9 protein-coding genes are annotated in these 11148 nt (G+C 73.3%); 1 reads left to right on the top strand and 8 read right to left on the bottom strand.

Going from position 1 to position 11148, the window contains the following annotated elements; genetic code table 11:
* Positions 1-51 precede the first annotated feature (51 nt).
* Entirely contained in the window at positions 52-2079 is a 2028-nt protein-coding gene (tkt, locus tag ACFO9I_RS10625; RefSeq protein WP_379181127.1) for a transketolase, read from the bottom strand.
* Between the two features lie 226 nt (positions 2080-2305).
* Here tkt and ACFO9I_RS10630 point away from each other — a divergent pair, with 226 nt between their 5' ends.
* Positions 2306-3250 carry a heme o synthase gene (locus tag ACFO9I_RS10630; RefSeq protein ID WP_379180566.1) on the top strand — a complete coding sequence of 315 codons (945 nt, stop codon included), beginning with the start codon at positions 2306-2308 and terminating at the stop codon, positions 3248-3250.
* 239 nt (positions 3251-3489) lie between these two features.
* On the opposite strand, the gene ACFO9I_RS10635 is transcribed toward ACFO9I_RS10630, so the two are convergent.
* The 7 genes from ACFO9I_RS10635 to ACFO9I_RS10665 form a co-directional block, all read right to left on the bottom strand.
* Positions 3490-4368 carry a COX15/CtaA family protein gene (locus ACFO9I_RS10635; RefSeq protein ID WP_379180567.1) on the bottom strand — a complete coding sequence of 293 codons (879 nt, stop codon included), beginning with the start codon at positions 4366-4368 and terminating at the stop codon, positions 3490-3492.
* Complete coding sequence (locus ACFO9I_RS10640) at positions 4359-5135, bottom strand: ABC transporter permease (RefSeq protein ID WP_379180569.1); 777 nt, start codon at positions 5133-5135, stop codon at positions 4359-4361. Before ACFO9I_RS10640 ends, ACFO9I_RS10635 begins: the two co-directional genes overlap by 10 nt.
* The gene (locus ACFO9I_RS10645) at positions 5132-6037 is read right to left on the bottom strand and encodes an ABC transporter ATP-binding protein (protein WP_379181129.1); all 906 of its coding nucleotides are present in this window, start codon (positions 6035-6037) and stop codon (positions 5132-5134) included. Before ACFO9I_RS10645 ends, ACFO9I_RS10640 begins: the two co-directional genes overlap by 4 nt.
* A 151-nt stretch (positions 6038-6188) precedes the next feature.
* Positions 6189-8540, bottom strand: a complete 2352-nt coding sequence (locus ACFO9I_RS10650) for a xanthine dehydrogenase family protein molybdopterin-binding subunit (protein ID WP_379180570.1) — start codon at positions 8538-8540, stop codon at positions 6189-6191.
* 75 nt (positions 8541-8615) lie between these two features.
* A complete protein-coding gene (locus tag ACFO9I_RS10655) occupies positions 8616-9269 on the bottom strand; it encodes a glycerophosphodiester phosphodiesterase (protein WP_379180572.1) in 654 nt (217 codons plus the stop codon).
* A complete protein-coding gene (locus ACFO9I_RS10660; protein WP_379180574.1) occupies positions 9266-9991 on the bottom strand; it encodes a phosphatase PAP2 family protein in 726 nt (241 codons plus the stop codon). Before ACFO9I_RS10660 ends, ACFO9I_RS10655 begins: the two co-directional genes overlap by 4 nt.
* 124 nt (positions 9992-10115) lie before the next feature.
* Complete coding sequence (locus ACFO9I_RS10665; RefSeq protein ID WP_379180576.1) at positions 10116-11003, bottom strand: lysylphosphatidylglycerol synthase domain-containing protein; 888 nt, start codon at positions 11001-11003, stop codon at positions 10116-10118.
* Positions 11004-11148: the final 145 nt, after the last annotated feature.

An 11148-nucleotide genomic window follows, 5' to 3' on the forward strand; every position in this document is an offset into this window, starting at 1 on the left:
CTGCAGTTCGATGTGGTCTCAGTACCCCGTGCCGTGGTGGCCACGCAGGGGTCAGCTGCTGACCCGGATGCTGTCGCGGGCGGCGTCGGCGACGGCCTCGCCGGTGATGCCGTACTCCTGGTAGATCCGCGCGTAGTCCGCGGACGCGCCGTAGGTGTCGATGGACACGATCCGGCCGTGGTCGCCGACGATCTCGCGCCACCCCTGGGCGACGCCGGCCTCCACCGAGACGCGGGCCTTCACGGTCGGCGGGATGACGGTCTCGCGGTACGCCGGCTCCTGCTCGTCGAACCACTCGCGGCACGGCATCGACACCACGCGGGCGCGGATGCCGTCCTGGGCGAGCAGCTCGCGGGCCGCGACCGCGACCTGCACCTCGGAGCCGGTGGCCACGAGCACGACGTCGGGCAGCCCGCCGTCGGTGTCGAGCAGGACGTAGCCACCGCGGTGGACGTTGGAGGTGTCGCTGTAGCCCTGCTCGCCGCGCGGGAAGACCGGGACGTTCTGACGGGTCAGGGCGATGCCGGCCGGGCGGTCGGTGCGCTGGAGCACGGCCTTCCAGGCGGCCACGGTCTCGTTGGCGTCGGCCGGCCGGACGATGTCGAGGCCCGGGATCGCACGCAGCGCAGCGAGGTGCTCGATCGGCTGGTGCGTCGGCCCGTCCTCGCCGAGACCGATGGAGTCGTGGGTCCACACGTAGGTGACGGGCAGGCCCATCAGCGCCGCGAGGCGGACCGCGCCACGCATGTAGTCGGAGAAGGTCAGGAAGGTGCCGCCGAAGACGCGGGTGCCGCCGTGCAGGGCGATGCCGTTCATGATCGCGCCCATGGCGTGCTCGCGGATGCCGAAGTGCAGCACGCGACCGGCCAGCGGGTCGCCGGACCACTCGTCGGTCGAGCGGTCCTTGGGCAGGAACGACTTGGCGTCCTTGATCGTGGTGTTGTTGGACTCCGCCAGGTCGGCCGAGCCGCCCCAGAGCTCGGGCACGCGGCCGGCGATCGCGTTGATCACGGCGCCCGAGGCCTTGCGGGTGGCGACGCCCTTGGGGTCCGCCTCGAACGTCGGCAGGTCGTCCGCCCAGTCCTCGGGGAGGGTGCGCGTCTGGAGCCGTTCGAAGAGCGCCACGTCGGCCGACGGCTTGGTCTTCCAGTGCGCGAACGAGTCGGCCCACTCGGCCTGGGCCTGCTTGCCGCGGTCGACGGCGAGGCGGGTGTGCTTGATGACGTCGTCGGGGACCTCGAAGGTCAGCTCCGGGTCGAACCCGAGCACCTTCTTGGTGGCCGCGACCTCCTCCTCGCCCAGCGCGGAGCCGTGCGCGGCGCCGGTGTTCTGCGCGTTGGGTGCGGGCCAGGCGATGATCGTGCGGAGCACGATGAAGCTGGGCCGGTCGGTGACGGCCTCGGCCTTGCGGATGGCGTCGTGCAGCGCCGGGACGTCCTCGGCGTAGCGGGTGCCGTCGTTGGTCCAGTCGACGGTCTGGACGTGCCAGCCGTACGCCTCGTAGCGCTTGGCGACGTCCTCGGTGAACGCGACGTCGGTGTCGCCCTCGATCGAGATGCGGTTGGCGTCGTAGATGACCGTGAGGTTGCCGAGCTTCTGCGTGCCGGCGAGCGAGGATGCCTCGGCGCTCACGCCCTCCTCGAGGTCACCGTCGCTGCACAGGGCGTAGACGTGGTGGTCGAAGGGCGACTCGCCCTCGGCGGCGTTCGGGTCGAGCAGTCCGCGCTCGCGACGGGCGGCCATCGCCATGCCGACCGCGTTGGCGACGCCCTGGCCCAGCGGGCCGGTGGTCGTCTCGACGCCGGCGGTGTGGCCGAACTCGGGGTGGCCCGGGGTCTTGCTGCCCCAGGTGCGCAGCGACTTGAGGTCCTCGATCTCGAGTCCCCAGCCGCCGAGGAACAGCTGCGTGTAGAGCGTGATGGAGCTGTGGCCGCAGGAGAGGACGAAGCGGTCGCGCCCGGGCCAGTGGGGGTCGGCGGGGTTGTGCCGCATGACCTTCTGGAAGAGCAGGTAGGCGGCCGGGGCCAGGCTCATGGCCGTGCCGGGGTGGCCGTTGCCGACCTTCTGCACCGCGTCCATCGCGAGGACCCGCGCGGTGTCCACCGCCTTCTGGTCGACGTCGGTCCAGTCCAGTCCAGCGGCTCTGCTCACGGGGTTCCTCTCGGTGACTGCGCCTGCTGACCACGAACGGGGCCAACGTCACAGGCGCGGGTACTCAGGCAGGGCCGAGCCTACTCAGTCGGCGCGATAGGATCGAACCCAGCAAGCACCTGCTCATGGTGACCCGCCCCACCCGAGGAACCCCGTGACCTACGTCGGCCAGTCGACCGCTGCTGCCCCGCGGCAGGACACGACCCCGGCGACGGTGCGTGACGTCGTCGCGGCGTACGTCGGGCTCACCAAGCCCCGCGTGATCGAGCTGCTGCTGCTCACCACCGTCCCCGTCATGTTCTTCGCGGCGCGCGGCATCCCCCCGCTGGGCCTGGTGGTGGCCACTGTCGTCGGCGGCACCTTCTCGGCCGGCTCCGCCTCGGTGTTCAACTGCGTCTACGACCGTGACATCGACGAGCAGATGCGCCGGACCAGACGCCGCGCGCTGCCGCGCCACATCGTCTCGCCGCGGGCGGCGCTCGTCTTCGGCTTCGTGCTCGGGATCCTGTCGACCGCGATCCTGTGGGCGTGGGTGAACCCGCTCTCCGCGGTCCTCTCGGTCGCGGCCAACGCGTTCTACGTCTTCGGCTACACGATGGTGCTCAAGCGGCGCACCACCCAGAACATCGTCTGGGGCGGTCTCGCCGGGTGCTTCCCGGCTCTGATCGGTTGGACGGCCGTCACCGGCGAGCTCTCGTGGGTGCCGGTCGTGCTGTTCGCGGTGGTGTTCTTCTGGACCCCGCCGCACACCTGGGCGCTCGCCCTGCGCTACCGCGAGGACTACGCGAACGTCGACGTGCCGATGCTGCCCGTCGTCGCGCCCGCCCGGGAGGTGGGCAAGCAGGTCGTGGTCTACAGCTGGGTGATGGTGGCGACCTCGCTGCTGCTGTGGCCGGTCGCCGGCACCGGCCCGGTCTACCCGGTGGCCGCGGCGGTCCTGGGGGCCGTGTTCCTGCTCGAGGCGCACCGGATGTGGGCCCGCACGCGGGGCACCGAGGACCTCAGCGTGATCCAGCCGATGCGGCTGTTCCACTCCTCGAACCTCTACCTCTCGCTGCTGTTCGTCGCGGTCGCGCTGGACCCGCTGCTCACCCGCTGAACCGGGCTCCCGGGAAATTCCCGGAAAAAAGTCGGATCCGGGTGCAACCCTTCTGCGACTCGTCGCGTCTACACGTATGACGACGGTCGATCCTGTTCACGGGGGTGCAGGCGACCGTCGTCATTCATCGCCCGTGGTGGCCGGGGCGGATCTCGCCCCGGCCCCCGGGCGTCCAGCTCGTTGACGACCCCGTCCAGCTCGCTGAGGGGCCGGAGCCGCCCGGCTGCGCCCCGGGAGGGTCAGGCGGGCTCGCGGACCTGGATCAGCACCCAGGTCACGCTCGCGGAGATCAGCGCCGCGCCGAGCATGTGGAAGCCGACCAGCACGATCGGCAGGTCGGTGAAGTACTGCACGAAGCCGATGGCCCCCTGGGCGAGCTCGAGCGCCAGCAGCACCACCACCGCCCGCCGGGCCACGGAGCCGGCCCCGGTGGCGACCAGGGCGAGGAGCAGCCCGAGGGTGAGCCCGACGAAGAGGAACACGGCGTCGGCGTGCAGCTGGCTCAGCTGCAACGGGTCCAGGCCGTTGCGGGGCGAGTCGGCGTCCCCGGCGTGCGGGCCGGAGCCGGTGACGACCGTGCCGACGTACAGCACCGCCCAGGCGGAGGCGAACGTCGCCCAGGCCAGGGGCGTGAACGGGCCGTGCTCGCCCCGGGCGGGGGCGGGCCGGTCGACGCGCTGCAGGAACAGCACCGAGGCGCCGATGATCGCCAGCGAGCAGAGCAGGTGCAGCGACACGATCCAGGGATTGAGGTCGGTGAGGACCGTGATGCCGCCGATCACCGCCTGCGCCGGGATGCCCAGCGCCATGACGAGCGCGATGCGACGCAGGTCGCGGCGCCCCGACTGCCACGCGGCGGCGAAGGTGGCGACCGCGACGACGACCAGGACGTAGGTGAGCATCCGGTTGCCGAACTCGATCACCGAGTGCACGTTGTAGGCGCCGTGCGGGGTGAACGACTCCTCGGTGCAGCGCGGCCAGGTCGGGCAGCCGAGGCCCGAGCCGGTCAGGCGGACGACACCGCCGGTGACGACCAACACGCAGTTGGCCACCAGCGAGGCCCAGCCCCACCCCTTCAACCACTCGTCGAGACGGGTCAGGCGTGCGGTCACTCCCACGTGAAGGTCCTCGCGGTCAGGGCGGTGCCGAGCACGGTCCAGCCGAGCAGCACGCCGAGGTCGGTCCAGTCGGTGGCGCCGTGGATGAGCGCGGTGCGCATCGCGTCGCCCAGGGCCCCGGACGGGAGCCACTGCACGAACGAGCCGAAGGCGCCGTACGCCGAGGCGGGCAGCACGACCGCGCCGCCGGCCATCAGCAGCAGGTAGACGAGGTTGGCGGCCGCCAGGGTGGCCTCCGCCCGCAGCACCCCGGCGACGAAGAGGCCGAGCGCGGCGAAGGCGGCGGTCCCCAGCACGATCGCGAGCACCGCACCCAGCAGGCCCGGGGCTGGGTCCCAGCCGAGGGCGAGGGCGACCAGCGAGATCACCACGACCTGGAGGACCTCGACGACCAGGAGGCCACCGATCTTGCCGGCCAGCAGGCCGGACCGGGGGAGCGGTGAGGAACCCAGCCGCTTGATCACGCCGTAGCGGCGCTCGAAGCCGGTGGCGATGGCCAGCGACGTGAACGCCGTCGACATCACGGCCAGCGCGAGCACCCCGGGGGTGAAGACGTCGACGGCCGGGTGGGAGAACGTGATGCCCAGCCGGTGGGCGCCCTCGACGCCGCCGACGAGCACGATGACCGGGATCACGACGGCCAGCAGCAGCTGCTCGCCGTTGCGGAGCATCAGGCGCGCCTCCATGGCGGCCTGCGCGCGCACCATCCGGTGGAACGGCGCCGCGCCGGGCATCGGGCTGAACGTGCCGTGGCCCTGGGTGCTCATGGGGTCAGCTCCCGTCCGGTCAGCTCGAGGAAGACGTCCTCGAGGTTGCGCTGGCCCAGCGTCAGGGACTCCGGCAGCACGTCGTTGGCCTCGCACCAGCCCGAGACCTTGGCGAGCGTGGAAGCGTCGGCGGGGCCGCTCAGGACGAGGCTCACCTCGTCGAGCTGGGTCACTTCGGCCTGCGCGCCGAGCGCGCTGCGCAGCGACTCCGGGGAGCCGGGCGGGAAGGGGCGGGTCACGACGAGGCGGATGGTCGCAGCGCGCGCGTCCGACCGGCCGCGGGTCAGCTCCAACGGCGTGCCGGACGCGATCAGCCGGCCGTGGTCGATGATGTGGATGCGGTCGGCGAGCCGTTCGGCCTCGTCCATGTAGTGAGTCGTGAGCACGACCGTGACGCCGTCGGCGCGCAGCTCCTCCAGCAGCTCCCAGGTGGCGCGCCGCGCCTGCGGGTCCATCCCCGCGGTGGGCTCGTCGACGAAGGCGATCTCCGGGCGGCCGACGACGGCCATGGCGAGGCCGAGGCGCTGCTGCTGGCCGCCCGAGAGGCGGCGGTACGGCGTGCGCCCGCAGTCACCGAGCCCGAGTCGCTCGGCGAGGAGGTCGGTGTCGAGGGGGTGGGCGTGCAGCCGCGCGACGTGGCGCAGCATCTCCATGGCGCGCACGCCGCTCCACGCGCCGCCGCCCTGGAGCATCACGCCGATGCGGGGGAGCAGGTCGGCCCGGTCGCGCACCGGGTCGAGGCCGAGCACCCGCACCTGGCCGCGCTGCGGGGTGCGGTAGCCCTCGCAGGTCTCGAGCGTGGTGGTCTTCCCGGCGCCGTTGGGGCCGAGGACCGCGGTGACGGTCGCGCGCTCGACGACCAGGGAGAGGCCGTCCACGGCGACCTTGTCGCCGTACCTCATGACCAGCCCGTCGACGGCGACGGCCGGGTCGGCGGGAGCGGGCTTCGACACGCGGTCAGTGTAGGGAGCGGGGGTACGCCCGGTGGCCCGCGGGCGGTGCTCGCGCGGGGGGCCTGTGGCCCAGGTCTCAGGGGGGCCGGAACCCGTCGGCTCAGATCTCGGCGGCCTCGGGGGTGTCGGCGTCCCCACCCCGGGACAGGGCGCCGAACGCCGCCGGCGGCTCGCGCCACAGGCGCTGACCACCCTCGGCGGCGGCGTCGCGGACGGCGCGCCACACGCGCTCCGGGGTGCAGGGCATGTCGACGTGGCGGACCCCGAGGTGCCGCAGCGCGTCGACCACCGCGTTCTGGACCGCCGGCGTCGAGCCGATCGTGGCGGACTCCCCGATGCCCTTCGCGCCCAGCGGGTTGAGCGGCGTCGGGGTCTCGGTGTTGGACACCTCCAGCGCGATGGTGTCGGCGGTCGTCGGCATCGCGTAGTCGGCGAACGTCGACGTCAGCGGGGTGCCGTGCTCGTCGTAGACGAACTGCTCCCACAGCGCCTGGGAGATGCCCTGCACCGCGCCGCCGTGCTGCTGCCCGGCCACGATCAGCGGGCTGAGCACCCGGCCGCAGTCGTCGACCGCGACGTGCCGCAGGGGCGTGACCAGGCCGGTCTCGGTGTCGACCTCGACGATCGAGACGTGCGCCCCGAAGGGGAACGTGGCGCCCTTCTGCGTGAAGTCGGTGTCGGACCCCAGGCCGCCGTCGTGCTCGTGCGCCCAGGCGGCCAGCTCCGCCCAGCGCACGCCGGTGCCGGCGACGCCGCGGACCCCGAACACGCCGTCCTCCAGCACCACGTCCGCCGGGTCGGCCTCGAGCATCCGGGCGGCCACGTCGAGGGCCTTGACCCGCACCTCGTCGGCCGCCTGGCCCACCGCGTTGCCGCCCAGCTGCAGCGAGCGGGAGCCGCCGGTCCCGCCACCGGAGCGGACCAGTGCGGTGTCGGACTGGACGTAGGTGAAGTCCTCCATCGGGATGCCGAGCCGGTCCGCGGCGATCATCGCGAACGACGTTGCGTGGCCCTGCCCGTGGCCGGACGTGCCGGCCATGATCGTGGCGGTGCCGTCCTCGTGGACGTGCAGCGACCCGAACTCCGAGCCGCCGAACCCGGTGATCTCGACGTAGACCGCGATGCCGATGCCGAGCTGGCGCACCTCGCCGGCCGCGCGCCGCCGCTGCTGCTCGGCCCGGGCGGCGTCGACGTCGGCGATCCGCAGCGCCTCGCGCAGCGGCAGGTCGAAGTCGGCGACGTCGTAGGTGACACCCGTCCGGGTCCGGTAGGGGAACTTGTCCGGCGCGATCAGGTTGCGGCGCCGGATCTCCTCGGGGGCCAGCCCCAGCTCGTCGGCCGCCAGGTCCACGAGCCGCTCGAGCAGCGCCGCGGCCTCGGGCCGTCCGGCCCCCCGGAACGCCCCGACCGGGGCGGTGTTGGTGAGTGCGGCGATGGCGTCGTAGCGGATCTCCGGCACCTCGTAGGGCCCCTGGATCATCATGTACGTCGGTCCCAGCGCCAGCGCGCCGCCGAAGCCGGCGTACGCCCCGCAGTCACCCACGACGCGGACCCGCAGGCCGACGAAGCGCCCCTCGCCGTCCAGCCCCAGCTCGGCGTACTGCACCTGGCCGCGGCCGTGCATCGAGAGCATCGCCTCGCTGCGGGTCTCGGTCCACTTCACGGGGCGGCCGAGTGCCCGCGCGGCGCCGATCACCGCGGCGTGGTCGGGGGTGATGCCGGCCTTCCCGCCGAAGGCGCCGCCGACGTGGGGGGCGATGACGCGGACCTGCGCCTTGTCGAGCCCCGTCCACCGGGCGATGAGGTCGCGGGACAGGTGGGGCTGCTGGGTGGCGACCCACACGGTCAGCCCGTCGTCGGTCGGCTGGGCGAGGATCGCGTGGCCCTCCATCGGGGCGGTGGCGATGCGCTGGTTCTCCACCCGCAGCCGGACCACGTGCTGGGCGCCGGCGAGGGGGTCGGACGGGTCCTGCTCGGCGCGGCTCGCGGCGACGTTGGTGCCGAGGGAGGCGAACTGGACGGGCGCGTCCGGCGCCAGTGCCGCCTCCATGTCCACGACGACCGGGAGCTCGTCGTAGTCGACGTCGACGAGCTCCGCCGCGTCGACGGCCTGGGCCCGGGTCTCGGCCACGACCAGCGCGACGGGGTCACCGACGTAGCGCACCTCGTCGGTCGCCAGCGCGGTGCGGGTGACCGCCTTGTTCACGTCGGCGAACGCCGGCACGGGTCGGTCCCCGATGGTGGCACCGGTGTGCACCGCGAGGACCCCGGGAGCGGCCTCGGCGAGCGAGGTGTCGATGCCGGTCACGCGGGCATGCGCGAACGGGCTGCGCACGAAGACGGCGTGCGCGGTGCCCTCGACGCGCTGGTTGTCGACGAAGGTGCTGCGCCCGCGGAGCAGGTCGGGGTCCTCGACTCGCGGGACGACGTTCCCCAGCAGCGATCCCGGCATCCGCGCCTCCTCCTCGAGAGCCACCCCGGACTGCGTCCGGGCGTCCGCGTCGAGACTAGCGGGGCGTGGTGCAGGTCACACGCGGCGGCGGATCAGCTCGGCGAGCACGTCGGGCTCGTCGCTGATGATCCCGTTGGCGCCGACGCCGATCGCCGTGTCGAGGGCCACGACGTCGTTGACGGGCCAGGTCATCACGACCTCCACGTGGCCGAGGAGCTCGGCGACCAGCCGACGGTCCAGCAGGGACAGGTGCACGGAGACCCCGTGGACCGGGTGGCGGCCGCGGACCCGGCGCCGCAGCCGGGCCAGCTCGACCCGGTTGCGTGCGGACAGCACCGCGCGGACGTACGGCAGCTCCGCCACCACGTCGACGGTCGGCCAGTAGCGGCCGCAGACCAGGACGGGCTCGTGCGAGGCCACCTCGTGCAGCAGCTCCGCGACCGCCGGCGCCGTGGAGCTGCGTCGACCCTTGATGTCGAGCATGAACGTCGTGCCGTGCCGGTCGGCCTCGAGCAGCTCGCGCAGCCCGAGCCGAGGGGCGGACGCCGACGCGAGCTCCCAGCGGTCCCACAGGAACGGCAGCGGGCCGGCGGTCTTGAGGTGCCGCACCTCGAGGCGGCCGCGGTGCTCGTGCACGTCGCACTCGATCACGTCGACCCCGAGCGTGTTCGCGGCGTGCAGCCCGGCCAGCGAGTTGCCGGCCCGGTGCGCGATGGCGAGGGGCGTCACGCCGGCTCCCGTCCTCGCCGGTCACGCCGCCGCTCCAGGGCGAGGGCGCAGACGTGCCCCACCAGGGCCAGCGCGATCCCGGCGACCACGTCGACGACGTAGTGGTTGGCGGTCGCGACGACGGCGACCGCCATCAGCACCGGCATCGCGCATCCGACCACCTTCAGGACCCGCGAGGTCGCGGCCCCGTAGATGGCGATGCCGACGAGCAGGTCCCACCCCGAGTGCAGGCTCGGCATCGCGGCGTACTGGTCCACGAACGCCGGGGGCTGCAGGTAGCGGTAGCTGTTCGAGCTCTCCGTCACCGTGTCGACCAGGCCCAGCCCCAGCAGCCGGGGCGGGGCCACGGGGTAGGTCACGAACACCACCATGCCCATCGCCCCCGAGACGAGCATGCCGTCGCGGAGCCGCAGGAAGTAGGGGCGGTGCCGCCAGGCCAGCCAGACCATCGTGGCGATGATGACCGGCCAGTGGCCCCAGATGTAGATCCAGTTGGCGACCGCCTCGGCGGCCTCGGAGGACTCGACCGGGCGCTGGAACGCCGCCTCGACGTGCAGACCGAGGTCCTTCTCGAACGCGACGATGTCGCGGCCGTGGGCCAGCGCGACGTCCCGGGAGGCGTCGGTCAGGCCCCGCACCCGGAAGTAGACGACGAGGCCGAGCACGATCCACCCGGCCTGGCCCAGGACCCAGGGGAGCTTCGTCCGGCTCGTGGCAGTCACCCGGGACACGTGCATGCAGCTCCCCTGGGCACCTCGACGGCACGCTTGCCCTCCCCATCCTCGGGTGGGAGCGACACCGACGCTCAGGGCGAAGGTCCCCGATCGGGGGACCAACCGCCCGGCCTCAGGCCAGCGCGGGGAGGGCCGGGCCGGTACGCCGCGCCGCGCGGCGGGTCAGGTAGAGGCTCACGCCACCGAGGGCGAGCGCGGGCAGCCAGGCCACGGCCGCCTTGACCGTGACAGCGGCCGCCGCGGCCGTCCACGGCACCCCCAGGGCGACCAGGGCCGCGACCAGGGCACCGTCACGGGGGCTGGCGCCGTTGGGTCCCGGCACCGCGCCCGCGATCTGGCTGGCGCCGAACGCGCCGAGCACCGCCAGGGGCGAGAGGTCGTTGCCGGTCGCGGCCAGGGTCCCGAGGAGGAGGGCCGCGATGGAGAGCTGGTAGCCGGCGGACAGGACCAGGGCGTGCGCCAGCCGGCGCGGGGGCGGCAGCGGGCGGCGGGGGAGCAGGTCGGGACGCACGCGGCGCAGCACCAGGACCGCCACGACCGCGAGGAGGGTCACCAGGCCCGAGATCACGAGCATGCGCACCGGAAGGGCGGTCCCGGCGAAGGCCACGAACGCGGCCAGCCCGAGGGCGCCGACCAGGCGGTCGGTGCCCACGCTCACCAGCGCGTCCCCGCGACCCAGACCGGTCCCGGTGAGCCGGTGGATCCGCCAGACGTCCGCACCCACGTGACCGGGGGTGAGCAGCCCCAGCAGCTCGGACTCGGCGTACGCCCGCAGGTGCCAGCGCCGGCTCAGGTCGGCGTCGGTCAGGGCGCGCCAGCGCAGCGGGCAGAGGAGGTACTTGCCCACGATCCAGGGGGCCAGCCCGAGGAGCACCGGCCACGGGCTGACGTGCGGCAGCCGGGGCAGGGTGATCGCGGGCACCAGGATGCTGACCAGGACGCCGAGGACCAGCACGGTCCGGGAGTGGACGACCTTGTGCACGAGGGTGCGCAGCTGCATGGAAACCTTCCGGTGGACGCCGGGATGGGGGGAGCCGGTGTCGGGTCTCTACGTACCCACTTTCGAGTGAACCAGAACTCGTCAAGGCACATCACTGCCGATGGCCCATATGGGGTAGGGACCAGTGGCCCTTCTGGGGTAGGGG

The sequence above is a fragment of the Nocardioides sp. GCM10023255 genome (genome assembly GCF_042653125.1).
Classification (GTDB): Bacteria; Actinomycetota; Actinomycetes; order Propionibacteriales; family Nocardioidaceae; genus Nocardioides.

Bases quoted from the DNA above. Each gene is read 5' to 3' on its own strand.
- tkt (WP_379181127.1), bottom strand. From the start codon at position 2,079: ATGGACGCGGTGCAGAAGGTCGGCAACGGCCACCCCGGCACGGCCATG.
- ACFO9I_RS10645 (WP_379181129.1), bottom strand. From the start codon at position 6,037: ATGAGGTACGGCGACAAGGTCGCCGTGGACGGCCTCTCCCTGGTCGTC.
- ACFO9I_RS10640 (WP_379180569.1), bottom strand. From the start codon at position 5,135: ATGAGCACCCAGGGCCACGGCACGTTCAGCCCGATGCCCGGCGCGGCG.
- ACFO9I_RS10665 (WP_379180576.1), bottom strand. From the start codon at position 11,003: ATGCAGCTGCGCACCCTCGTGCACAAGGTCGTCCACTCCCGGACCGTG.
- ACFO9I_RS10650 (WP_379180570.1), bottom strand. From the start codon at position 8,540: ATGCCGGGATCGCTGCTGGGGAACGTCGTCCCGCGAGTCGAGGACCCC.